21 protein-coding genes are annotated in these 23,497 nt (G+C 65.3%); 8 read left to right on the top strand and 13 right to left on the bottom strand.

The annotated features are described in order from the left end of the window. Positions 1–24: 24 nt before the first annotated feature. The gene (locus E3T50_RS04395; RefSeq protein ID WP_134550766.1) at positions 25–681 is read left to right on the top strand and encodes a response regulator transcription factor; all 657 of its coding nucleotides are present in this window, start codon (positions 25–27) and stop codon (positions 679–681) included. A 35-nt stretch (positions 682–716) separates the two neighbouring features. Here E3T50_RS04395 and E3T50_RS04390 read toward each other — a convergent pair whose 3' ends face one another. After that, positions 717–1,994, bottom strand: a complete 1,278-nt coding sequence (locus E3T50_RS04390) for an MFS transporter (RefSeq protein ID WP_134550765.1) — start codon at positions 1,992–1,994, stop codon at positions 717–719. 207 nt (positions 1,995–2,201) lie between these two features. After that, positions 2,202–2,486: a helix-turn-helix transcriptional regulator gene (locus E3T50_RS04385; protein ID WP_134464420.1), complete on the bottom strand. Its 285-nt coding sequence runs from the start codon at positions 2,484–2,486 to the stop codon at positions 2,202–2,204. Between the two features lie 139 nt (positions 2,487–2,625). Between E3T50_RS04385 and E3T50_RS04380 the strand changes: the two genes are divergently transcribed. Further along, the gene (locus E3T50_RS04380) at positions 2,626–3,570 is read left to right on the top strand and encodes a sodium-dependent bicarbonate transport family permease (RefSeq protein ID WP_134550764.1); all 945 of its coding nucleotides are present in this window, start codon (positions 2,626–2,628) and stop codon (positions 3,568–3,570) included. 5 nt (positions 3,571–3,575) lie between these two features. Continuing rightward, complete coding sequence (locus E3T50_RS04375) at positions 3,576–3,878, top strand: P-II family nitrogen regulator (RefSeq protein WP_134550763.1); 303 nt, start codon at positions 3,576–3,578, stop codon at positions 3,876–3,878. Between the two features lie 103 nt (positions 3,879–3,981). Here the strand turns inward: E3T50_RS04375 and E3T50_RS04370 are convergent, their stop codons facing one another. Continuing rightward, positions 3,982–4,482 carry a universal stress protein gene (locus E3T50_RS04370; protein ID WP_198417949.1) on the bottom strand — a complete coding sequence of 167 codons (501 nt, stop codon included), beginning with the start codon at positions 4,480–4,482 and terminating at the stop codon, positions 3,982–3,984. Between the two features lie 117 nt (positions 4,483–4,599). Here E3T50_RS04370 and E3T50_RS04365 point away from each other — a divergent pair, with 117 nt between their 5' ends. Further along, complete coding sequence (locus tag E3T50_RS04365) at positions 4,600–5,604, top strand: TerC/Alx family metal homeostasis membrane protein (RefSeq protein WP_134464426.1); 1,005 nt, start codon at positions 4,600–4,602, stop codon at positions 5,602–5,604. Positions 5,605–5,642: 38 nt separating this feature from the next. Here E3T50_RS04365 and E3T50_RS04360 read toward each other — a convergent pair whose 3' ends face one another. The 8 genes from E3T50_RS04360 to guaB1 form a co-directional block, all read right to left on the bottom strand. Then, positions 5,643–5,957, bottom strand: a complete 315-nt coding sequence (locus E3T50_RS04360) for a thiamine-binding protein (protein WP_134550762.1) — start codon at positions 5,955–5,957, stop codon at positions 5,643–5,645. A 9-nt stretch (positions 5,958–5,966) separates the two neighbouring features. Continuing rightward, entirely contained in the window at positions 5,967–8,801 is a 2,835-nt protein-coding gene (locus tag E3T50_RS04355; protein WP_241990755.1) for a cation-translocating P-type ATPase, read from the bottom strand. Between the two features lie 194 nt (positions 8,802–8,995). Beyond that, on the bottom strand, positions 8,996–10,243 hold the full coding sequence (locus E3T50_RS04350; RefSeq protein WP_134550761.1) for a glycosyltransferase 87 family protein: 1,248 nt from the start codon (positions 10,241–10,243) through the stop codon (positions 8,996–8,998). A 46-nt stretch (positions 10,244–10,289) separates the two neighbouring features. Further along, positions 10,290–11,165, bottom strand: a complete 876-nt coding sequence (locus E3T50_RS04345; RefSeq protein ID WP_134550760.1) for an ADP-dependent NAD(P)H-hydrate dehydratase — start codon at positions 11,163–11,165, stop codon at positions 10,290–10,292. 21 nt (positions 11,166–11,186) lie between these two features. Continuing rightward, positions 11,187–11,438: a hypothetical protein gene (locus E3T50_RS04340; protein WP_134550759.1), complete on the bottom strand. Its 252-nt coding sequence runs from the start codon at positions 11,436–11,438 to the stop codon at positions 11,187–11,189. Positions 11,439–11,529: 91 nt separating this feature from the next. Beyond that, positions 11,530–12,612, bottom strand: coding sequence for a hemolysin family protein (locus E3T50_RS04335; RefSeq protein WP_134550758.1), 1,083 nt, complete (start codon positions 12,610–12,612; stop codon positions 11,530–11,532). Further along, a complete protein-coding gene (locus E3T50_RS04330; protein WP_134550911.1) occupies positions 12,609–13,946 on the bottom strand; it encodes a hemolysin family protein in 1,338 nt (445 codons plus the stop codon). Before E3T50_RS04330 ends, E3T50_RS04335 begins: the two co-directional genes overlap by 4 nt. A gap of 142 nt (positions 13,947–14,088) precedes the next feature. Then, complete coding sequence (guaB1, locus tag E3T50_RS04325) at positions 14,089–15,528, bottom strand: GMP reductase (protein WP_134550757.1); 1,440 nt, start codon at positions 15,526–15,528, stop codon at positions 14,089–14,091. A 62-nt stretch (positions 15,529–15,590) separates the two neighbouring features. Between guaB1 and E3T50_RS16725 the strand changes: the two genes are divergently transcribed. Together E3T50_RS16725 and E3T50_RS04320 are read left to right on the top strand one after the other, a co-directional pair. After that, positions 15,591–15,725: a hypothetical protein gene (locus E3T50_RS16725; protein ID WP_255454262.1), complete on the top strand. Its 135-nt coding sequence runs from the start codon at positions 15,591–15,593 to the stop codon at positions 15,723–15,725. Then, the gene (locus E3T50_RS04320; protein ID WP_134550910.1) at positions 15,710–19,495 is read left to right on the top strand and encodes a multifunctional oxoglutarate decarboxylase/oxoglutarate dehydrogenase thiamine pyrophosphate-binding subunit/dihydrolipoyllysine-residue succinyltransferase subunit; all 3,786 of its coding nucleotides are present in this window, start codon (positions 15,710–15,712) and stop codon (positions 19,493–19,495) included. Before E3T50_RS16725 ends, E3T50_RS04320 begins: the two co-directional genes overlap by 16 nt. 438 nt (positions 19,496–19,933) lie before the next feature. Here E3T50_RS04320 and E3T50_RS04315 read toward each other — a convergent pair whose 3' ends face one another. Both E3T50_RS04315 and E3T50_RS04310 read right to left on the bottom strand, forming a co-directional pair. Beyond that, positions 19,934–20,176, bottom strand: coding sequence for a zf-HC2 domain-containing protein (locus tag E3T50_RS04315; protein WP_134464442.1), 243 nt, complete (start codon positions 20,174–20,176; stop codon positions 19,934–19,936). Next, entirely contained in the window at positions 20,173–20,904 is a 732-nt protein-coding gene (locus tag E3T50_RS04310; RefSeq protein ID WP_241978533.1) for a sigma-70 family RNA polymerase sigma factor, read from the bottom strand. The genes E3T50_RS04315 and E3T50_RS04310 overlap by 4 nt, the downstream gene beginning before the upstream one ends. 54 nt (positions 20,905–20,958) lie before the next feature. On the opposite strand from E3T50_RS04310, the gene aroA reads away from it, so the two are divergent. Then, positions 20,959–22,320 (top strand): 3-phosphoshikimate 1-carboxyvinyltransferase, encoded by a 1,362-nt coding sequence (gene aroA, locus E3T50_RS04305; protein WP_134550756.1) that lies wholly within the window; start codon positions 20,959–20,961, stop codon positions 22,318–22,320. Next, positions 22,321–23,463 carry a ribosome small subunit-dependent GTPase A gene (rsgA, locus tag E3T50_RS04300; protein ID WP_134550755.1) on the top strand — a complete coding sequence of 381 codons (1,143 nt, stop codon included), beginning with the start codon at positions 22,321–22,323 and terminating at the stop codon, positions 23,461–23,463. Positions 23,464–23,497: the final 34 nt, after the last annotated feature.

The raw sequence follows: 23,497 nt of genomic DNA, 5'->3' as shown, positions 1-23,497 counted from the left end.
GGTGCACACAGTAGGAGACCTAACATGACGACGACAGACCGTCCCATCCGCTTGGCCCTTGTTGACGACCACAGGATGCTCCTGGGGGCACTCACCGAGTGGATCCGAAGCGCTGCCGACGACATCGAGATGGTGGCGGCCGTGACCACGTGGCCCGAACTCCTAACCCATCCCGAATTTCCGGTCGACGTCGTGCTGCTCGACCTCGATCTCAAGGACAACATTCCCGTGTCCCTGAAGATTTCGACGCTCAAAACGACCGGCGTGAAGACCGTGCTCATGAGCACTTATTCCGAGCCGGCCCTCGTGCGCGAAGCACTCGCGGCGGGCGCGCTCGGTTACCTCGTGAAGAGCGAAGAGGCGAACATGATCGTCGACGCCATTCGCGCTGCCTACAACGGCCAGTCGTACATTTCCGCTGAACTCGACTACGCGCTCAACTCGACCGAGAACGCTGAAGGCCCGCGCCTCAGCGCCCAGGAACGCCGGGTCATGGCGCTGTACGGTGCCGGCGAGCCGGTGAAGGCCGTCGCCTACCAGCTCGGCATTTCCGAGGAGACCGCCAAGAGTTACCTCAAGCGCATTCGCGAGAAGTACCGTCTCGCCGGGTACGACGTGGGAACCAAGGTCGCGCTGCGCAAGCGTGCCATCCGCGACGGCATCCTACTCCAGACAGACTAGGACAATGCATTCGCGCAGCTGGCCGGCCAGCTGCGCTAACGCGGGTGGACGACCGGGATGAGCTGGGTCCCATAGGGCACGTGCTGGCCGTGCTGGCGGCGTCGACGGTCGATACTGAAGGTGAGCAGGGTCAGCAGCACACCGAGCGCGCTCAGGCCGACACCGATCCAGACCGGGGCGAGATAGCCGAGCCCCGCCGCGATGGCGACCCCACCGAGGGCCGCGCCCAGGGCGTTTCCGACGTTGAGCGCGGAATGGTTCAGCGCCGCGGCCAGCGACTGGCTTTCGTGGGCGACGTCCATCAGCCGGGCTTGAATGGTCGGCGAGAGAGCGGATGCCGCCGCGCCGATCAGGAACACGCCCACCAGCAGCCCGGCCAGGTACTGCGCCGACAGGCTGAGAGCGACCAGGGCGATGATGAGCACCGCGAAGGCGATGTACATCGTGCGGCGAACGCTCCAGTCGGCCAATGCTCCCCCGGCGAAGTTCCCGGCCGTCATGCCGAGGCCGACGACCACCAGGATGAGCGGTACCGCGGTGGCGGCCAGCCCGGTAATCTCGATCACCAGCGGGGCAACATAGGTGTAAACGGCAAAGAGCCCACCGAAGCCGATCGCGCCGATCGAGAGGGTGATCCAGACCTGCAGCTGGCGAAACGCTCGCAACTCAGCGCGCATGGTGGCTTTCGGGTTGCCGGCCTGGAAGGGCACGAACACGGCCACGGCCACGAAGGTGAACGCGAAAATGGCGGCGACGACGAGGTAGGCCACGCGCCATCCGCTCATCTGGCCGATCCACGTGATCGTCGGCACTCCGATCACGTTGGAGATGGTCAGGCCGCTCAACACGATCGCGATGCCACGAGCCCGCTTACCCGGGCCCATCAGGTGTGCGGCGACGAGCGAGGCGATGCCGAAATAGGCGCCGTGCGGCAGCCCGGCGACAAACCGGGCGGCGAGCACGGTCTCGAAGGTGGGCAGCAAGGCCGACGCGATCGTGCCGAGGGTGAACGCGGTGAGCAACCCGAGCAGCAACTGTTTGCGCGGCCAGCGGGCGGCGGCCGCGGCGATGGTCGGCGCGCCGGCGACCACGCCGAGGGCGTAGGCCGAGATGAGCCAGCCGGCCTGCGCGTTGGCGGCATCCGGTGCGCTGGCGTAGAGGCCCGGCAGCAGGTCGGCGGCGAGGTTGGGCAGCAAGCCCATGGCGACGAATTCGGTCGCACCGATGCCGAACCCGCCCAGGGCGAGGGCGAGCAGGGCAAGACGAATGCGGGTCGACGACAGCTGCGTCGACCCGTCAGCTGTGAGGGGCATGCATAAAGCCTAATCCCCATGGCGCTCTCGTGACCTGCCTGCCCACCGCCCATCAACTGAGCGACCAGCGTGTCGCGGGTAGGGAAGCGTCACTGGTCGAGTTGTCACAAAATTGTGGGTCAGCGTGGCTTCAGTCGGTGAATTCGCCAGTGCAGCGATACGGGCAGCAATGCGGGCAGCGGCGGATGGCAGCTTCGACCGCGGTGGCTACTCACGGTCTATGGATCCAAGCGCTCCGAGAAGCTCACCAATTTTGTGGTGTCGTTCCAGGGGATGCCGGAGAGGAAGCTCGGGGTAGAGCTGATAGCTGTTGCGCCGTCCGTCGCGTTGACGCGTGAGATAGCCATCTGCGACGAGTTCGGCGATGATGCGCTGGGCGGCGCGTTCGGTGATCCCCACCTCGACAGCGATATCGCGCAATCGCATCCCGGGGTCTTGAGAAACGCAGAGCAGAACGTGTGCGTGATTAGTGAGAAAGGTCCATGCGGCCATCGTCTCATCATAGACGACACACGCTCCGCAATGCACGCTAGTGTTAGCGCGTATTGGTCAGCGCGTATTGACGGGTTGGTCACCATGGAGTCGCGCCGCTTCTTCGAACTTCAAGCAGAGTAAATCAGAGAGCCACAATGTGATCGATCCCATCATTCTCTTCTTCCTGCTCGGAGCAGTGGCCGGCCTCCTGCGTTCAGAGTTGCGTCTTCCGGCGGCGATTTACGAGTTCGTCAGTATCGTGCTGTTACTGGCCATTGGCCTCAAAGGCGGCGTGGAACTCTCCAGGCAACCCTTCACCGACCTGTTGCCGCAGATGCTGGCCGTGGTGGCCATGGGTTTTGGCCTCACCCTGCTCGCGTTCCCCGTGCTGCGCTATCTGGGCCGATTCAAGCGAGCGGATGCGGCCTCTATCGCCGCCCACTACGGTTCCGTGAGCGTGGGCACCTACGCCGTGGCCGTCGCCTACCTCGGCAGCCAGCAGATCTCGTTCGAAGAACACATGCCGCTGCTTCTGGTACTGCTGGAAGTGCCGGCAATTCTGGTGGGAATTGTGCTCGCGCGAGGCATCTCGCGCGAGACGCGGTGGAAGTCGATCGCCCATGAGGTGTTCCTGGGGAAAGGCATCGTGCTGCTCCTGGGCGGACTGCTCATCGGCTGGGTAGCTGGCCCGGACGGGTTGTCATCCATCGAACCGCTGTTCGTGGATCTCTTCAAGGGAATTCTCGCTCTTTTTCTGCTGGAGATGGGCTTGATTATGGCGACACAGATGGGAAGCCTGCGCCGACACGGCCCATTTCTGGTGGTCTTTGCAATCGCAATGCCGCTTTTTTCGGCGCTGGTAGGAACGTGGCTGGGGTGGTCTCTGGGCCTCTCCATCGGAGGGACGACCATCCTGGCGACTCTGGCGGCCAGTGCGTCCTACATCGCGGTACCAGCGGCCATGCGCATCTCTGTACCCGAGGCCAACCCCACCCTGTCCCTGGCCGGTGCGCTCGGGATAACATTCCCGTTCAACGTCCTGATCGGGATCCCGCTCTACCACGCGCTCGCCGTGTGGGCTCATACGTTCGCGAAAGGTTGAACCCGATGCTCCGCCATACACGCAAGCTCTTGACCGTCATCACCGAAGCCGCCCTGGAGAGCACTCTCGTCCGGGATATCGATCGGCTTCACGCCCACGGGTACACCATTACCGACGCGCGTGGCAAGGGGAGCCGTGGTACGCGCAACGCCGGCTGGGAAGCGAGTGGGAACATCCGCATCGAGGTGGTGTGCGACACAGCGACGGCTGAAAATATCAGCACCTACTTTCAGGAGAAGTACTACGACGACTACGCCATGATCCTGTTCGTGAGCGATATCGAGGTACTCCGGCCTGAAAAGTTCTGAGACCCACCCAGGGTCCTCCGGCGATCTGCCTGCGGCATCGGCGCCCGTCCGTAAGTCTGCACCGATGCAGGGTGGGCCACTAAAACTCCTGCATCGGTCAGGTTTATTCGTGTTCCAGCTTGAGCGCCCGCTGCCGCACGACCAGGACGGGGGATGTCGCGTGCCGCACGCACTGCTCACTCACGGAACCGAGCAGCATCCCCGCGAGGCCGCCTCGACCGCGGGATCCAACAACGAGAATACGCGCGTTCCGGGAGACGGCGATGAGGCTCTTTGCGGGGCTGGCATGAACCGCCCGGTAACTCACCGAGACGGCGGGATGGTTCTCGACGCTGGTCCGCGCGTCCTGCACCAGTTCATCGTGCACCGCTGAGAAATACTCATCGAACGAAGAAACGTATCCGAACTGCCAGCTTGATGGCCGTGGAGCTGTCGCAATGGACCACGCGCGCACGACAACGACGGGGACGTGCAACTGGTCGGCGAGTTCAAGGGCCATGGCCAATGCGTGATCGGCACAGTCCGAGCCATCATGTCCGACCACGATGCTGTTGCTCGCAGCGGGCAGAAATTCAACGATGTCCATCGCGCCGTCAACGCTCATGGGTAGTCCTCCTTATCGGTAAAAGCACGCCTTCAGATTACTGAATTATGTTTCATACGTCTATCATTAATGGACGAACCGCGGATGCACTCGCTCACGACGACAGGAAGGTCACCGATGCTCGAAGTTACTGCGCTCCGCTGGACGTTGACCATCGGACTCATTCTCGGGTTGCTCGCGCTGGACCTGGGCCTGGCCGCCGCTCGACCGCACGTGGTCAAGTTCCGCGAAGCTGCACTCTCTTCGGTCCTCTACATCGCTGTGGCGATCGTCTTCGGCCTGGTTTTCGCCGCCCAGGTGGGTTGGGCCTTCGGTTCGGAATACTTCGCCGGCTACATCGTCGAGAAGAGTCTGTCCATTGATAACCTCTTCGTTTTTGTGATCATCATGTCAACCTTCGCCGTTCCGGCACAGTATCAGCAGAAGGTTCTGATCTTCGGAATAGCACTGGCCCTGCTCCTGCGAGCGATCTTCATCGCCCTGGGGGCAGCACTTCTCTCGCTGTTCTCTTTCATGTTCCTGATCTTCGGCCTGGTGTTGGTCGTGACGGCCGTGCAGCTCTACCGGCACCGCAACGTCGACCCTGACGTGCACGACAACGTACTGGTCCGTGTGGCCCGTCGCGGCCTGACCGTTACGACGGAATATGACGGCGGTCGACTGTTCACCCGCAGCGCCGGCCGCCGCGCAGTGACGCCACTTTTTATCGTGCTGCTGGCAATCGGCAGTACCGATCTCTTGTTCGCGCTCGACTCGATCCCGGCGATCTTCGGTATCACCGAGGAACCGTACATCGTCTTCACCGCCAACGCCTTCGCCCTGCTCGGGCTGCGTGCGCTTTTCTTTCTCGTCAAGGGACTCCTGGACCGGTTGGTGTACCTCTCCACCGGTCTGGCACTCATCCTCGCTTTCATCGGCGTGAAACTCGTTCTGCACTGGGGACACGGCATCGACGACCGCGTGCCGGAGATCAGCACCAACCTGAGCCTTGTCGTGATCGCTGTCGTCTTGACGGTGACCACGATCGCCAGCCTGATCAAGGTTCATCTGGACCCGACCATACGCGCCCACGCCGGCTCACTGTCTGCCGAGGATCCGCCCGACTCCGAACGGACAAGCTAACCGCCCGGTCGGGACGTGCAGCCCGTGTGGCATTTGGCTCAGTCGGATTCCCCGTGCTTCAGTGCCTTCTCCAGGCGCTCGAGCTTGCCGATCAGCTCCTCAGAGTGACCTGGGCGGATGTCGGCCTTCAGCACGAGGGAAACACGCGGCCCGAAGGCTCCCACCGCCTCGGTCGCCGCCTTAATCACGGCAAAGACTTCGTCCCAGTCGCCCTCGATGGTGGTGAACATGGAATCGGTGTGGTTGGGCAGCCCGGAATCGCGCACGATGCGCACGGCGGCGGCGACCGCATCGTGCACCGACCCCTGCGAGTCGGCGGCGACGGACGGTGCAACGGAAAAAGCTACAAGCATTGTGACTCCTTAGATGTGATGGTCTGAGCTGGGATTGCGCGCACTGCGACTCTGGGCCGGGCCCCGCCGATGGCGGCCCCGCGACCGCACCAGGAACTTACCGATTTCCTCGACCCAGAGCACGGAAGACCCCACCAAGACGGCCAGGCCCCAGTGGGATGCAGTGAGTTCTGTGGTGTCGAAGAGCCCCTGCAGAACATGGAGCTGCACCACACAGATCTGCAGGATGATCACGCCCGCCAGGGCGACCCAGATGCTCCGGTTCGTCAAGGTCTGGATCGAGAATACGGAGTGCGTGTCCGAACGCACGTTGAGCAGATTGAACACCTGGTAGAACACGAACGTGGTAAACGCCAGGGTGCTGGCGAATGCCGCATCATCGGCCCTGTCCGGGAACACGACCGGCGCAAGGGTCAGGACGGCGATGGTGCCAGCGGCCATGACGATCCCCAACCCGAGGATTCGGAGGAGCCGACCTCGGGTCAGCAGCCGTTCCTGTGCCGGGCGAGGCTGTTCCAGCATCGTGCCCGGCTCCGCCGCATCCACGCCGAGGGCGAGCGCGGGCGGGCCGTCCATGATGATGTTGACCCAGAGGATCTGCAGGGCGGTGAACGGCGCACCGCCGGCCAGCCCGGTGACGCCCGCGATCAAAAAGATGAGCACGAACCCCCACGCTGTGGTGAGCTGGAATCTCACGAACTTCAGGATGTTGGCGTAGATGCCGCGGCCTTCTCTGACCGCGGCCACGATGGTGGCGAAGTTGTCGTCGGTGAGGATCATATTCGCTGCGCCTTTGGACACATCCGTCCCGGTGATGCCCATTGCGATGCCGATGTCGGCCTGCTTCAGGGCAGGGGCGTCGTTGACACCGTCCCCGGTCATCGCCACGATATTGCCCCCCTTCTGCAGAGCCTTGACCATTCGAATCTTGTGTGCCGGGGTGACCCGCGCCAACACGCCGTAGCCGGCAGCACGTCGGCCAAGCTCGCCGTCGTCCAGTTCGTCCAGGTCCAGACCGGACGCGGCGTCGCCGGGGATACCCAAATTCTTGGCGATGGCGGAAGCCGTGATCAGGTGATCGCCCGTGATCATGTGCACTTGGATGCCAGCTCTCCGCGCCACGGCGATGGCCTCGGCAGCCTCCGCACGGGCAGGATCGACAATTCCCACGATTGCGTAGATCGTCAATGCGGTGACCATGGCTTGCAACGATTTCTCGTCATCGGGGAGAACGGTGTCCAGCCGCCGCCCGGCGATCATGAGTGTGCGCAGGCCCTCTCCGGCTAGTTTCTGGATGGCATCGTGGATCCGTCGGCGATGTTCCTCGGTGATCGGCCGGATTCCTTGCGCGGTGAGTACCGAATCGGCCAGCTGCATCAGTGCGACCGGGGCACCCTTTGCCAGACACTGGTCGACGGTCAGCGGCGCGGACGGATTCGAATTGGACGTTGTCGACGCCAGCCGGTGGAAGGTGGCCATGTATTTATACTCAGAATCGAACGGGACCTCCGCCACGCGCGGGTGATCTTGCCGGGCCGCCGCAACGTCGAGACCGCCCTTTTCGGCCAACACGACCAACGCACCTTCCGTCGGATCTCCCACCAGCCTGCCGTCACGGATGACGGCATCGTTGCACAGCGCCATCGTCAGTAACGCCTCGGTCAGGTCGGGCACCGGCAGGTCCTCCGGGGTCAGGATTTTCCCGTTTGTCGCATAGCCCTCGCCGGTGACCAGAAAATCGCGTCCATGAATGTGTAGGCGATGTGCCGTCATCTCGTTCATGGTCAGCGTGCCGGTCTTGTCCGTGGCGATATGAGTGACGCTGCCCAGGGTTTCCACCGCCGAGAGCTGCTTGAGAATGGCCCCACGGCCCGCTAGCCGCGCGGCCCCCATCGCCAGAGTGAATGCGACGACCGCCGTGAGTCCCTCTGGAATTGTCGCCACGGCCAGCGACACCGCGGTGATCAGCAGGTCGGACCACGACTGCCCACGCATGAGACCCAGCACGAAGACAACGGCCACCACGAGCAGGGCCACCAGGGTCAGCATCTGCGCCAACTGGTCGATCCTCTTTTGCAGCGGGGTACGTTCGCCCTTCACCTCGCTGATCAAAGCCGCAATTGCACCGACCTCCGTGCGCATACCGGTAGCGGTGACGATCATGGTGGCCCGGCCACGGGTGACCTCGGTGTTCATGAAGACCATATTGTCGCGGTCGCCGGGCGGCAGGCTCGCAACCGTGAGTGCATGCGTCGTCTTTCCGACGGGTTCGGATTCTCCGGTCAGTGTGGCCTCGGCCACCTGCAACCGCGATTCTTCAACGATGCGGCCGTCGGCCGGAATGGAGTCCCCTGCATCCAGCAGAACAATATCTCCGGGCACCAGCGCGGACCGAGGAACCTCCAGCTCGATGCCGTTACGGCGAACCACCGCCGTTCCCGCAGACATGGTTCGCAACGCCTGGAGGCTGTTTTCGGCCCGTCGTTCCTGCAGATAATTCAATGCCGTGTTCAGGATGATCACCGCCAGGATAACGACGGGCGTCTCCCATTCCCGTGAGACGACGGCGCTCACCACCGCGGCGATCACCAGCACGAGCGTCATTTTCTCCGCCAACAGACGGATGATCTTGCGCCAGGCCGGTATCCTTCTGGGCTCGGCCAGGAGATTGGGTCCGTACTCTCCCTGTCGCGCCTCAACCGAACCGTCGTGCAGACCGGCACCGGGATCAACGTCCAACATCGTGGCGACGACCGTGGCAGAGAGGGTGTGCCACGCCACGGGCTTCACTGCGGGCTCAGCACCGGCACCGACGGACGGCGACGGGCGGGATCGAGAACTCACAAGAATGCTCCTGAATACCGGTGGAGGTCGATAGCAGTACCGCGGGTGGGCCATTGAGATCAGCAGCCCCGCAAGCCACACCACGACCGTGGAATCTCACACCGAGTATACGAGCGTCTCGTCAGAGGTCTCTGAGGCTCTCCGCCTGATCGACGCCTGCTCCGGCTTCGAGGGGTGCACCTGGAGTGGGGTGGTCAGGTAGCCCGGATTCGCGCGGGACTCGGCCGATAGAGCGCCCGGAGCGCCCAGCCGAGCAGCACGAATTCGAGCAGGTTGCGCAGGCTCAGCACGAGCACTAAGAGCGGGTTCGCCACGAGCACCCAGTCGTACAGGTATGGGTAGACAAGCTGGGTGAGTACGGCGAGCACGAGAGTGATGCGTGCTGGCGTACGCCACGCGCGGCCGTTCAGGACCAGCCCCAGAATGATCGGTGCGGCCAGCCAGCTGATGAACTGCGGCGATCCGACCTTGTTGAACGCGATCAGGGACACCGTCAACGCGAGCGTCAACGGCGGCAGCAGAGTCAGCCAGCCCACTCCCCGGCGCTGGGCTCGCAGGCCGAGCAGTAATACGGCGATGGCGGCCAGCGCGAGCAGTGGCGTCATCAGGGCACTCATTGCAGTGGCACCCGCACCGGCGACCTGGAACGTGAGAATCTGATGATCGTAATAGATGAGACTGCCCGGCACGCCGAGCGCGGCCTGCCACAGCCAGGGCACGGCGACGGGCGACTCGATCTGGATCCCCCGCCCGGCCTGCTCTGCCACAAAGCTCAGCACGTGAATTCCGCTGCCTTGGCTCAGGCTGAGCATCGCGGCCGCAGCGACGACCGCCGCGGTGACTGCCGAAGCGACTCCGAGCATCCGCCAGCGCAGTCTCGACGCCACGAACAGGGCGGCGAGCGCGGCCACCGGCCAGATCTTGATCCAGGTCGCGATCGTGAGCAGCACCGTGCCCCAAAGCGGGCGCCGGCGCAGCCAGAGCAGGGCGACAATGCAGAGCGGCACCGTCACGGAGTCGATGCGCACGAGCGCGATCGGGCCGAGCATGGCCAGAAAGACCAACCACCACCCGGCTGCGAGCCACTGCGAAGGCCGGCGCAGGAGCACGAAGAACGCCCCCGCGTTCAACCAAGTCACCAGCACAAACCAGGTTCCGAGGTAGGCCGGGCCGCCGAGGACGAGCGCGCTGACAATCGGCACGAGGGCGAGCACCGGGTACACGAAATCCTCGGTGATCCCCGCGATGCTGCCAGCCGTCGCGTTCTCGGCCCAGCGGCGGTACACGACTTCGACGTCGCCGAGCGGATACCCCGGCCCGTACTGGGCTAAAACGATCAGCAGCAGGTGCACGAGCACAAAGGCCGACCACAGCGCGGCGAGCGGATACCGCAGCGCCAGCCGCGTTCCGGGCGCACTGCGGGTCTTATCGTGAATTCGCACGCTTTACCTTGGCACAGCCAACCGCCTTGCCGGGTCCGATCCCGCTCTAGCGCGTCACGTGCGGCCCTGCATCGACACCGTGGTCGAGCAACGCGGCGACGGCTCGCGGCACGGCGTCGGCCACGTCGAGGGCCGCGATCGGACCGCCGGCGGAAGCGAGATTCGCAGCGTGGGCGTGCAGGAGCGCGGCGGTCGCGGCGAGCGGGGCAAGGGAGGAGGCGTCCGCTTCGAGCTGGTCGACGTGGGTGGCGAGGAGCGCCCCCAGAATTCCGCCGAGTACGTCGCCCGACCCGGCGGTGGCCAGCCAGGCCGGCCCGGTCGACACGGTCAGTCGGGCGCCCGACGGCGATGCCACGTGGGTGACGGCGCCCTTGAGCAGCACCGTCACATCAAACAGGCGGGCGGCGCGAATGGCCCACTCGCCCGGATTGGCCGCGATCTGCGAGGCGGAGCCCGACTCGGCCTCATCCTCGAGCATTGCGGCCAGTTCGCCGGCGTGCGGGGTGATCACGGTCGGCCCGATCGCACGCGACACCAGGTCGAGGGCGCCCGCGTCGACGACCGTGGGCAGGCCATCGGTGAGGGCTGCCGCCAGGGCGGTGGTGACGGCATCCGTTCTCGTTGTCGCGTTGATGCCGGAGCCGAGCAGCCAGGCCTGCACCCGGCCGGGCCCGGTGACTATTTCGGGCCGGCGCTGCAGCACGAGGTTGGCCGCGCGGCGCGGACCGAGGTAGCGCACCATGCCGACTCCGGTGCGCACGGCCGCGTCAACGCCGAGCACCGCGGCCCCCGGGTAGTCCTTGGAACCGGTGCGCACTCCGAGGACGCCGCGCGAATACTTGTCGTCGCCGGCCTGGGGCCGGTAGATCCAGTCGCGGGCCTGTTCAGCCTCCCATTCAAGCCAACCGCCGGGATTCACCATGCCTCCACGATAGGTCGTTTCTCAGATTTGCGCAGACGGATGCCGCCACCCGCCCCGCCGGGTCGGCAGCCACCCTGACGGGTAGCAGTTGGCGGACTGCAACCCGTCCCGCTCGCGCCGCGGCAGGTCCTCCACCGGGTTGGTCTCCGACAGGCAGAGGATCTTGCCGTCGGTGTCGTAACCGATCGCGGTGTTCGCCGCGGTGTCGGCATTGTCGGTTTCCTGGATCATGACGGCGGCACCATTCGGGGTGCGGCAGAGCACCCCTTCCACGCGTTCCTCCCCGGGTCCCATCCCGAGCACGTCCCGCTGGAAACGCCGGGCACGGGCCACATCACGCGCGGGCTGCGCGCGGTTGCACCGGCTACTCGCGGCGGGTGGCGTCTTGCACTTCGCCGACGAGTTCCTCGATGATGTCCTCGAGAAAGAGCACCCCGGTGGTCTCGCCCTCGGCCGTGAACGAGCGCGCGAGGTGCGCGCCCGAACGACGCATGGTGGCGAGGGCGTCTTCGAGGTCGGTGTCTTCGAAAATAGAGATCAGGGCCCGGATGCGCTTGGCCGGGATCTGCCCCGCGTAGCTGTCCGGTGCGGCCAGCGTCGCAGCAGAGGCCGAGGCCGAGGCCGACCCAGCATCGAGGTCGAGCACGTCCTTCAGGTGCACATAGCCGGTGAGGTAACCCTCAGAGTCGGCGAGCACATAGCGCGAGAAGCCATGGCGTGTCACGGCCCTCTCCACGTCGGCCGGCGTGGCCGACTCCGGCAGGCTGACCAGTTTGCCGAGGCCGACGGCCACGTCGCGCACCTTGAGGTTGGTGAACTCGAACGCCGCGGTGAGGGCGCCGGTACCGTCGCTCAGCACACCCTCCCGGGTGGACTGCGTGATGATCGTGGCGACCTCGTCGAGGGTATACGCACTCGTCGCCTCGCTTTTGGGCTGCACTCCGAACAAGCGCAACACACCGTTAGCGCAGGCGTTGAGGGTCACGATCAGCGGCTTGAAAACCCGGGCGACAAACACGAGCGGCGGCGCGAGCAGCAGCACGGCCCGGTCCGGCACCGAGAACGACAGGTTCTTCGGAACCATCTCGCCGAATACGACGTGGAGGTAGGAGACCAGCAGCAGCGCGACGATGAAGGCGATGGTGGCGATGTAGGCGTCGGGCAGACCGGTCAGGGCCAGCGGCACCTCCAGCAGGTGGTGGATCGCCGGCTCGGAGACGTTCAGAATGAGCAGCGAGCACACCGTGATGCCCAGCTGGGAGGTCGCGAGCATGAGCGTGGCATGTTCCATCGCCCACAGCGCGGTCTTGGCGCTGCGTTTTCCGGCCTCGGCGAGCGGTTCGATCTGCGAGCGGCGGGCCGAGATAACGGCGAATTCCGCTCCGACGAAGAAAGCGTTGGCGGCCAGAAGCACGACCAACCAGGCAATTCCGGCCCAGTCGCTCATTTGTCGCTCACCTTTTTTCGATCGGTCTTCGTTTCAACTGCCAGTGCGGGTTGCGGCACGGCCGCGGGGGTGAAGCGCAGACGGTCGATGCGGCGCCCCTCGAGGCGTTCCACGGTGAGGGAACCGCCTCGAACCGGCACTCGATCGCCGATCACCGGCAGCCGGCCCAGCTCGCTCATGACAAAACCGGCCACGGTCTCGTACGGGCCCTGCTCCGGTACGACAACGCTCGTGCGTTCGAGTAGTTCGTCGGGGCGGAGCATGCCGGGAAAGGTCAGCGAGTCGGGTGAGCGCACGACGCCGGCCCGCGCCCGGTCGTGCTCGTCGGCCACCTCGCCGACCAGTTCCTCGACCAGGTCTTCCAGCGTGACGACGCCGCCCGTGCCGCCGTACTCGTCGACGACGATCGCCATCTGATAGCCGCGGCCGCGCAGTTCACCGAGCAGGTCGTCGAGCTTCATGGTTTCGGGCACACGGACCGGGTCGGTCTGCAGGGCTGACACCGGAACATCCGCTCGGCGTGCGCGGGGTACGGCTACCGCCTGCTTGACGTGCACGATGCCCACGACGTCGTCGACGCTTTCGTCGACGACGGGAAAACGCGAGTAGCCGGTGGAGCGGGTGAGGTCGATGACGGCCTGCGCCGAATCGGTGCGGTGGATGCTCGCGACGCGTGGACGCGGCGTCATCACATCCGAGGCCGTGTGTCCGGAGAACAACAGCGTGCGGTGCAGCAACGTGGCGGTGTCTTTTTCGAGCAGTCCGGCGCTGGCCGAACGGCGCACGAGCGACGAGAGTTCCTCGGCTGTGCGGGCGCCCGACAGTTCTTCCTTCGGTTCGATGCCGACCAGGCGCAGCAGACCGTTGGCGCTGTTATTGAGCACCAGCACGGCCGGTTTGAACACAGTCGTGAACACGGTCTGGAACGGAATCACCAGGCGGGCAGTCTGAATGGGCAGGGCGAGCGCGAAATTCTTCGGAACCAGCTCACCGATGACCATCGACACGAGGGTCGCCGCCACGATGGCGATCGTGGTGCCGAACACCGGGACCAGGTCGACGGGCAGTCCGGCCGCCGTGAGCGGGCCATACAGCAGCGACGACAGTGCCGGTTCGATCGTGTACCCGGTGAGCAGGGTGGTCAAGGTGATACCCAGCTGCGCGCTCGACAGGTGCGTCGAGGTGATTTTCAGCGCCGCAATGGTGAGGGCGAGGCGGGTCGCCCCGCGCTCCTGCCGCGCTTCGAGGTCGGCGCGGTCGAGATTCACCAGGGCGAACTCACTGGCGACGAAAAGGCCCGTGCCGACGGTCAGGATGAGGCCAAGCCCAAGCATGATTAGCTCAGACAAGGAGTTCACCGCCGGCGACTACGGGCGAGGGTTTATGGGGAGAGGGTTCAGCGGTGGGAGGGTCATCCATTATCTCATCGAGTATACCGGGCGCCCCGTCTGCGCGCCCGGCCCTCGAACCGCCCGACTACCAGGAGACCGGCAGTGCCTTGCCCTCTTCATAGCCCGCGGCAGACTGAATGCCGACGAGAGCCTTTGCGTGAAAGTCGGCGACGGTGGTGGCTCCGGCGTAGGTGAACGAGGAGCGCACGCCCGAGGTGATCATGTCGAGCAGGTCCTCGATCGACGGCCGCAGCGGGTCGAGGTAGATCTTCGAGCTGGAGATTCCCTCGGCGAAGAGGGTCTTGCGGGCGAGGTCGTACGCATCGAGGCGCTCGAAACGGGCCTGAACGGCTTTGGTCGACGCCATTCCCCAGCTTTCCTTGTAGACCCCGCCGCGGGCATCCACATTCAGCGTGCCGGGAGCTTCGGTGGTTCCAGCGAACCAGGAACCGATCATGACGGATGCCGCACCAGCGGCGAGCGCGAGGGCCACGTCCCGCGGGTAGCGCACCCCGCCGTCTGCCCAGACGTGCGCGCCGAGTTCACGTGCGGCGGTCGCCGTTTCGAGCACGGCCGAGAATTGCGGCCGACCCACTGCGGTCATCATGCGGGTGGTGCACATGGCGCCCGGACCGACTCCGACCTTGACGATCGTCGCGCCGGCACCGACCAGGTCGCGCACGGCGTCCTTGGTCACCACGTTGCCCGCCACGATAGGCAGTCCGAGGTTCAGTCCGGCGATAATGCCGAGCGCGCGCAGCATGCCCTCCTGATGGCCGTGCGCGGTATCGATCACGAGAATGTCGACACCGGCCGCGGCAAGCGCGCGAGCCTTCGCGGCGACGTCGCCATTGATGCCGATCGCCGCCGCGACCTTGAGCCGTCCATGCGCGTCGAGCGTGGGCTGGTAGAGGGTGGAGCGCAAAGCGCTCTTGCGACTGAGCGTTCCGACGACGACGCCGTGGTGCAGCACCGGGGCGAAGTCGATGTCGGCCTCGATCATCAGGTCGAACGCACGGCGCGGCCCCTCGACGTCATCGGCGTCGAGCGCGGTCAGTTCACCGTGCAGCAGATCACCGAGGCGAGCATCGGGCAGGGCGGTCGCCAGACGACTGGCGACGATGCAGCCGAGGTAGCCACCATCAGCGGAATGGATAACAATTCCCTGCCCGGGAACGGCCGGAACTTGCCGCAGTGCCGTCTCGACGGTGGCGTCGGGGGCAAACACGAACGGCGTGTCGAAACGAACCGACTGGTTTTTCACCCAGCGGATGGCCGCATCGAGGTCTTGCAAGTGCATGTCCTGCGGCAGCACCCCGAGTCCGCCGCGTCGGGCCAGCGAGGCCGCCAGGCGCGGCCCGGTGACCGAGTTCATATTCGCCGACACGATCGGTATTGTGGCGCCGGTCCCGTCGTTCGGAGCCAGCGAGACATCCAGGCGGCTGGTGACGGCCGACTGGCCGGGCACCAGGAACACGTCGGAGTAGGTCAAATCGTGGCTGGGCGTTGTTCCATAGAACTGCATACCAAGAACGCTAGCCGTTCAGATGGGTGTCCATGGTCGCGTCTGATGGGATTAGGCTGGTTATGCAGACTGACCTGGCGGTCGACATCGTCAGCGACAGGCTCATGAAAGCGCAGATTGACCCGGCGACCGACCTCGCCGAGGGCATCCAAATTCAAAGCAGAGAGTGGGCGATCCCACGGTGTCAGGCCAGGTAACCGGTGGAGCTTCTGACGAAACAACGTCGGGCGAATTCGGAGCAAACGAGTGGCTCGTTGACGAATTGTATGAACGATATTTGATCGACAAGACGTTGGTTGATGAATCGTGGTGGCCGGTGCTCGAGAGCTACCACCAGACCGCGCACACCCCGACGGTCGCCCCGGCGGCCGTATCGGCACCATCCGCTCCCCCGGCACCATCCGCTCCCCTTGCAGCAGCAGCGCCGGCAGCACCGCTGGCACAGGCCGCTCCCGGCGGCGCCGCTCCGGTTCCCGTCACCGAGAACCAGCCGACGGCCCGCACCACCTCGAGTGCGCCGAAGCCGACCCCTGTTCCAGCCGATGCCCCCGTCACGAGCCCGCAGGCTGTCGTCGTCGACACGTCCGCGCCGGTCAGGCAAGACAAGGTCGCGCCGCTGCGCGGAATGGCAAAGTCACTCGCGACCAACATGGTGACGAGCCTGACCGTACCAACCGCCACGAGCGTGCGCACGATTCCGGCCAAGCTGCTCATCGACAACCGCATCGTCATGAACAATCACATGAAGCGAGCTCGTGGCGGCAAGGTCTCCTTCACGCACTTGATCGGGTGGGCGCTGATTCGTGCACTCAAGATGTTCCCCAGCCAGAATGTCTACTACGACGAGGTCGAGGGCAAGCCCTCGGTCGTCGCCCCCGCCCACGTCGGCATGGGACTGGCCATCGACATGCCCAAGCCCGACGGCACCCGCGCCCTGCTGGTTCCGGCAATCAAGCGCGCTGACACGATGACGTTCGGCGAGTACCTCGCCGCCTACGAAGACCTCGTCACCCGGGCACGGCAGAACAAACTCACCGCGGACGACTTCGCCGGCGCAACCCTGTCTTTGACCAACCCGGGCGGTATCGGCACCGTGCATTCGGTGCCGCGCCTCATGAAGGGCCAGGGCTGCATCATCGGTGCCGGCGCCCTCGACTACCCCGCCGAGTTCCAGGGATCGAGCGTCAAGACCCTCACCGGCCTGGCCATCTCGAAGACCATCACCCTCACGAGCACCTACGACCACCGCGTCATCCAGGGAGCCGGTTCGGGCGAGTTCCTCAAGATCGTGCACGAGCTTTTGATCGGCCAGCACAACTTCTACGAAGAGATCTTCTCGGCGCTGCGCATCCCGTACGACCCGATCCACTGGGCACCGGATATCAGCGTCGACCTCGCGAGCGCCGTCGACAAGACCGCTCGCGTACAGGAACTGATCAACTCGTTCCGCGTGCGCGGCCACCTGATGGCCGACATCGACCCGCTCGAGTACTCACAGCGCAGCCACCCCGACCTCGATATCGCCACGCACGGGCTCACCTTCTGGGACCTCGACCGGTCCTTCGTGACCGGCGGTTTCGGAGCGAAGCGCCAGATGCTGCTGCGCGACATCCTGGGTGTGCTGCGCGACTCGTACTGCCGCACCACCGGCATCGAGTACATGCATATTCAGGACCCGGCGCAGCGCAAGTGGGTGCAGGAGAAGATCGAGAAGTCGTACGTCAAGCCCACCCACCACGAGCAGATGCGCATTCTGGCCAAGCTCAACGAGGCCGAAGCCTTCGAGACGTTCCTGCAGACCAAGTACGTGGGGCAGAAGCGCTTCAGCCTCGAAGGCGGCGAGTGCACCATTCCGCTGCTCGACACCATTCTGCAGGGCGCTGCCGAGCAGGGCCTCGACGAGGTCGCGATCGGCATGGCCCACCGCGGCCGCCTGAACGTGCTCACCAATATCGCCGGCAAGACCTACGGTGAGATCTTCCGCGAGTTCGAGGGAACGCAGGACCCGCGCACCGTGCACGGTTCCGGCGACGTGAAGTACCACCTCGGCACGACGGGCATGTTCCGCGGTGAAGACGGTGCCGAGATTCCGGTATCGCTGGCCGCGAACCCATCCCACCTCGAGGCCGGCGACGGCGTGCTCGAGGGCATCGTGCGGGCCAAGCAGGACCGCAAGCCGATCGGCACCTTCTCCACCCTGCCGATCCTCATCCACGGCGACGCCGCGATGGCCGGCCAGGGCGTCGTGCTCGAAACCCTGCAGATGTCCCAGCTGCGCGGCTACCGCACCGGCGGTACCGTGCACATCGTCGTCAACAACCAGCTCGGATTCACGACCCTGCCGCAGGATGCCCGCACCAGCGTCTACGCGACCGACGTCGCCAAGACCATCCAGGCGCCGATCTTCCACGTCAATGGGGATGACCCCGAGGCCGTCGTGCGCGCGGGAGAACTCGCGTTCGCCTACCGCCAGGAGTTCAAGAAAGATGTCGTCGTCGACCTCATCTGCTACCGCCGTCGTGGCCACAACGAGGGTGACGACCCCTCGATGACCCAACCGCTGATGTACAACCTGGTCGAGGCCAAGCGCAGTGTGCGCAAGCTGTACACCGAGGCGCTCGTCGGCCGTGGCGACATCACCGAGGAAGAATACGAAGCCGCCCACCGCGACTTCCAGGACCGCCTCGAGCGCGCTTTCCTCGAAACCCACGCCGCGCAGACCGCGTCGATTCCGATCATCACCCCGGAAATGGCCGCCGAGGCCAGGGCCGACGCGGAGGCGCAGGCCCGGGAGGACGCCGCTGGCGAGCCCGAGACGACCGGTGTTCCCGAGAGTGTCATTCAGCTCATCGGCGACGCGTTCAACAACAAGCCGGCCGGGTTCACCGTGCACAACAAGCTGCAGCAGCTGCTGCAGAAGCGCCTCGACATGAGCCGCAACGGCAACATCGACTGGAGCTTCGGCGAACTGCTCGCACTCGGATCGCTGCTGGTCGAGGGCACCCCGGTGCGTTTCGCCGGACAGGATGCCCGCCGCGGCACATTCGTTCAGCGTCACGCGGTGCTGCACGACCGGGTGAACGGCCAGGAATGGCTGCCACTGGCCAACCTGAAGGACAACCAGGCCCGATTCTGGATCTACGACTCGCTGCTGAGCGAATACGCCGCCATGGGCTTCGAGTACGGTTACTCGGTGGAACGCGCCGACGCCCTCGTGCTCTGGGAGGCGCAGTTCGGCGACTTCGCCAATGGGGCGCAGACCATCATCGACCAGTTCGTCTCGTCCGCCGAGCAGAAATGGGGCCAGCGGTCATCCGTGGTGCTGTTGCTGCCGCACGGCTACGAGGGCCAGGGCCCCGACCACTCGTCGGCCCGCATCGAGCGGTTCCTGCAGCTGTGTGCCGAGGAGAACATGACCGTGGCGCGCCCGTCGACGCCCGCGTCGTACTTTCACCTTCTGCGCCGCCAGGCGTACATGCGCCCGCGCCGCCCGTTGATCGTGTTCACGCCCAAGTCGATGCTGCGCTTGCGCGGCGCGACGAGTTCCGTGGCCGAACTCACCAGCGGCAAGTTCGAGACGGTCATCGACGATGCCCGTATCGCTGACAAGAACGCCGTCAAGCGCGTCTTGTTCATGGCTGGCAAGATTTACTACGACCTGCTGAACGAACTCGAGAAGAACCCGAACCCCGAGATCGCCCTCGTGCGCGTCGAGCAGTTCTACCCGCTGCCCGCCGTCGATTTGAAGAACGTGGCCGCCCAGTACCCGAACGCCGAACTGGCCTGGGTGCAGGACGAACCGGAGAACCAGGGTGCCTGGCCCTTCTTCTACCTGGAGACCAGCAAGCTCGGCCCGCGCGCCATGCGTCTGTTCTCCCGTCCGGCTTCGGCCTCGCCGGCCGCGGGTTCGGCCAAGCGCCACGCGATCGAGCAGGCCAAGCTGCAACGCGAGGCTCTGACGCTCTAGCCCGGTAGCGGCAACGTGATGCAAGGGAGGGCGACACCGTCACCCTCCCTTGCTGTATCCCCGGCGGACTCGACGCTGGCGCAGCGACGCAGCCCGCCCGGCGTGAATGCGCCCGGCCGGGACGGGCGTTTCCCGAGTCCGCCGAGGGTTCTCGGCCCGGGCCATCGGAACAGGGGCCCGTTCGCACGGACAACCGACTCGCAGAGCACTGTTGGATCAACCCGATGACAACCGGCGCGGCCCGTCCATCGAACAACCGGTCGATCGCGTTCAACACCGAGGAGCTCGCGTACGAGCCGTCGCTACCGGGTCAGGATCTGGTCGCTACCCGATGTTCTTCCGCGGCGACGCCGCCATCGCCCGTCCGCGCAGGACCCGTCGCGGAAACAAAGATTTCGGGACGACCCATCTCGGGCCTTGCAGGCGCAGGGGCGGCGCTTAGTGCGACGCCTGCAGAGCGCGCAGCCTGAGCAAGACTTGGTCGCGCAGGTCTTCGGGCGCGGTCTCCTTGCAGGCACGCTGCATGACCTCGGTCAGGGTGCGCCCGACGAGATGTTCGCTGCTGCAGTCAGAACAATGGGCGAGGTGCTCCTGGATGTCGGCCGCATCGTTCTTGCGCAGTTCGTTGTGCAGGTATTCTTCGAGTTCAGCCTTGGCCTTCTCGCAACCACAGTCGGTCATTTTTGTGTGCTCCTGGATGTTTTCTGGCCTTCGCCCGTGCCCAGCCCGCGCTCAGCCGCGTAGCCGGCCAACAGCTCGCGCAGGAGCCGCCGGCCACGGTGCAGGCGGCTCATCACTGTGCCAATGGGGGTTTTCATAATTTCGGCGATCTCCTGGTAGGAGAACCCTTCGACGTCGGCGAAGTACACGGCGAGTCGGAAGTCTTCGGGAATGGACTGCAGTGCGTCTTTGACGGCACTGTCGGGCAGGTGGTCGATTGCCTCGGCCTCGGCCGAACGTCCCGACATGGCGGTGGTCGACTCGGCGCCGCCAAGCTGCCAGTCTTCCAGTTCATCAATGGTGCCCTGATAGGGCTCGCGCTGCTTCTTGCGATACGCATTGATGAAGGTGTTGGTGAGAATTCGGTACAACCACGCCTTGAGATTGGTGCCCTGCTCGTACTGCGCGAACGCGGCAAAGGCCTTCACGAAGGTTTCCTGCACGAGATCTTGCGCGTCCGACGGGTTGCGCGTCATGCGCATGGCTGCCGCATACAGCTGGTCGAGGAACGGCAGCGCCTGCTCCTCGAACAATCCGCGGGTCTGCTCGCGCAGTTCAGCTTTTGTCGGTGCGAGTGGTGTGAGTTCTATGTCGCTGCTCGAAAGGTCTTCCGAGTTCACGGGCGTGTCTGAAGTCATCACGGGCAATTCTAGGCTCTTACCCACAGCGAAGGGTCGTTCCAGCAGCATTGACACCGTTCTAGATCTCCCTCAGATTGTTATGACCGACTATTCTGATAACCGATGTTGATCTCGAGATATTCCAAGCCGGAGTTTGATCCGTACGGCGACAATTCACCGACCGAAGAGGATGTCTGGTGGCCCGCGCCGACCACGGACGTTCCGTTGCAGGCTGTGCTGGCCCTACCGGGCTCGAAATCGCTGACCAACCGGGAGCTGGTGGCATCCGCTCTTGCCAGCGAGCCATCCCTGTTGCGGGCGCCACTGCACTCGCGCGACAGCGATCTCATGGTCGACGCACTGCGCCAGCTCGGCGCCACGATCGAGGCCGTTGCCGGCGCCGGCGCGTTCGGCACCGACCTGCGCGTGACTCCGCCAGTCGAATTGCTCGGCTCCACCACGATCGACTGCGGCCTGGCTGGCACCGTCATGCGCTTTCTGCCAGCGTTGGCCGCCCTCGCCCTCGGCCCGACGACCTTCGACGGTGATGCCGGTGCGCGCCGCCGCCCCATGGGACCCATCATCGGTGCGCTGCGGGACCTCGGCGGCGATATCAACGACGATGGCAAGCGCGCGCTGCCCTTCACCGTACATGGCCGCGGAGCGGTCGCTGGCGGCGCCGTGACGATCGACGCCGGCACGTCCAGTCAGTTTGTCTCGGGGCTACTGCTGGCCGGCGCACGCTTCGAGCAGGGGTTGCACCTCACCCACTCCGGCGAGCGGCTGCCGAGCCTGCCGCACATCGAGATGACCATCGAGGTGCTGCGCTCGCGCGGAGTCGTCGTGGCGACGCCGAAGGTCGGCGAATGGATTGTCGAGCCGGGTGAGATCGCCGGTCGCACCGTCGACATCGAACCCGATCTCTCGAACGCCGCGCCGTTCCTCTGCGCCGCGCTCGTATCCGGCGGCAGTGTCACGATCACCGGCTGGCCGGAGACGACCACACAGGTCGGCGCCGACCTGGAGCAGCTGCTCCCGCTGTTCGGCGCTACGGTCACCCGGGCTGGCGACCGGCTCACCGTCACGGGCGGCGAGCACATTCTCGGCGTCGACCTTGATCTCTCCACCGGCGGCGAACTCGCCTGCACCCTCGTAGCCCTGGCCGCCCTCGCCGAGACGCCGAGCACCATCACCGGCATCGGGCACATTCGCAATCACGAGACCGACCGTCTCGCCGCACTGGCCACCGAGATCAACCGACTCGGTGGCCAGGTCACCGAGCTGCCCGATGGCCTGCACGTCGAGCCGGCCCCCCTGCACGGCGGCAAGTGGCTCAGCTACGCCGACCACCGCATGGCAACGGCCGGTGCGCTCATCGGCCTGCGAGTGGCCGGTGTCGAGGTCGAAAACATCGGCACGACCGCCAAGACCCTCCCCCAGTTTCCCGAGCTGTGGCACACTCTGATCACCGGAACGGCGCTGTAGATGCCCGTCGCGCCGGCCGCGAATGGTCCTGACCATTCCGCCGGTCCTGACCATTCCGCCGGTCCTGACCATACTGACGACCTGGTCGGCGATCCCGGCGATATCTGGTGGGCCTCCCCCGACGACGACGAACCGGAGTTCGACGAGTCGAGCGTGCGTGTGCGTGCCGGACGCAAGGGCAGTAAACCCCGCACGAAGACCAGGCCAGGCCATGAGAACGCCCTGACCGGACGTATCCTCTCGGTTGACCGCGGACGGTATACGGTCATGCTCGACGAGAACCTGCCCACCGAACGCCGCATCACGACCGCCCGAGCGAGCGAACTGCGCAAGAAAGCCGTCGTCAACGGCGACCGCGTCGACATCGTCGGCGATACAACCGGCGCCGAGGGCAGCCTGGCGCGCATCGTACGCCTCGTTCCGCGCGACACCCTGCTGCGACGCAGCGCCGACGACACCGACGCCGTCGAGCGCGTCATCGTCGCCAATGCCGACCAGATGCTGATCGTGGTCGCTGCGGCCAACCCTGAGCCGCGCATCCGTCTGGTAGATCGCTACCTGGTGGCGGCCTATGACGCCGGCGTGAAGCCCATACTGTGCATCACCAAGACCGACCTCGCCGACCCGGCAGCGTTTCTGGCCAACTTTGCCGGCCTCGACCTGCCCGTGTTTCAAAGCGGCGAGGGCGGCATGCCGATCGAGGCTATCTCGGCGGCGCTCATCGGTCACGATACGGTCTTTGTCGGACATTCCGGCGTCGGCAAGTCCACCCTCGTGAACGCGCTGGTGCCGGGCACGAACCGGGCCATCGGTGTCGTCAACACGGTCACCGGCCGCGGGCGCCACACCTCGTCGTCGACGGTGTCGCTGCGCCTCGAAACGGAGGCCGGCCGCGGCTGGGTCATCGACACTCCCGGCGTGCGATCCTTCGGCCTGGGTCACATCAACACCGATAACATTCTCAAGGCTTTCACCGATCTCGCCACGATCGCGGAACGTTGCCCACGCGGCTGCACGCACCTGCCCGGTTCGCCGGACTGCGCGATCGTCGAGGCGGTCGGGGCCGGTGAACTCGGCGACACCGGCCGGGTCCGTCTGGACTCCCTGCAACGCCTGCTCGCGACCTTCGCGCCTGCCCGCTGAGAAGGAACCCTGATCGCGCGGCGCGGATACGATG

It is taken from the genome of Cryobacterium gelidum, assembly GCF_004403985.1.
Classification (GTDB): domain Bacteria; phylum Actinomycetota; class Actinomycetes; order Actinomycetales; family Microbacteriaceae; genus Cryobacterium; species Cryobacterium gelidum.
Note: the sequence above shows the minus strand (reverse complement) of the source record. Positions and strands in the feature narration are given on the sequence as shown.

Coding starts and splice junctions, on each gene's coding strand:
- E3T50_RS04395 (WP_134550766.1), top strand. CDS start 25: ATGACGACGACAGACCGTCCCATCCGCTTGGCCCTTGTTGACGACCAC.
- E3T50_RS04390 (WP_134550765.1), bottom strand. CDS start 1,994: ATGCCCCTCACAGCTGACGGGTCGACGCAGCTGTCGTCGACCCGCATT.
- E3T50_RS04385 (WP_134464420.1), bottom strand. CDS start 2,486: ATGGCCGCATGGACCTTTCTCACTAATCACGCACACGTTCTGCTCTGC.
- E3T50_RS04375 (WP_134550763.1), top strand. CDS start 3,576: ATGCTCCGCCATACACGCAAGCTCTTGACCGTCATCACCGAAGCCGCC.
- E3T50_RS04370 (WP_198417949.1), bottom strand. CDS start 4,482: ATGAGCGTTGACGGCGCGATGGACATCGTTGAATTTCTGCCCGCTGCG.
- E3T50_RS04365 (WP_134464426.1), top strand. CDS start 4,600: ATGCTCGAAGTTACTGCGCTCCGCTGGACGTTGACCATCGGACTCATT.
- E3T50_RS04360 (WP_134550762.1), bottom strand. CDS start 5,957: ATGCTTGTAGCTTTTTCCGTTGCACCGTCCGTCGCCGCCGACTCGCAG.
- E3T50_RS04345 (WP_134550760.1), bottom strand. CDS start 11,165: ATGGTGAATCCCGGCGGTTGGCTTGAATGGGAGGCTGAACAGGCCCGC.
- E3T50_RS04335 (WP_134550758.1), bottom strand. CDS start 12,612: ATGAGCGACTGGGCCGGAATTGCCTGGTTGGTCGTGCTTCTGGCCGCC.
- E3T50_RS04330 (WP_134550911.1), bottom strand. CDS start 13,946: ATGCTTGGGCTTGGCCTCATCCTGACCGTCGGCACGGGCCTTTTCGTC.
- guaB1 (WP_134550757.1), bottom strand. CDS start 15,528: ATGCAGTTCTATGGAACAACGCCCAGCCACGATTTGACCTACTCCGAC.
- E3T50_RS16725 (WP_255454262.1), top strand. CDS start 15,591: ATGCAGACTGACCTGGCGGTCGACATCGTCAGCGACAGGCTCATGAAA.
- E3T50_RS04315 (WP_134464442.1), bottom strand. CDS start 20,176: ATGACCGACTGTGGTTGCGAGAAGGCCAAGGCTGAACTCGAAGAATAC.
- E3T50_RS04310 (WP_241978533.1), bottom strand. CDS start 20,904: ATGCTGCTGGAACGACCCTTCGCTGTGGGTAAGAGCCTAGAATTGCCC.
- aroA (WP_134550756.1), top strand. CDS start 20,959: ATGTTGATCTCGAGATATTCCAAGCCGGAGTTTGATCCGTACGGCGAC.
- rsgA (WP_134550755.1), top strand. CDS start 22,321: ATGCCCGTCGCGCCGGCCGCGAATGGTCCTGACCATTCCGCCGGTCCT.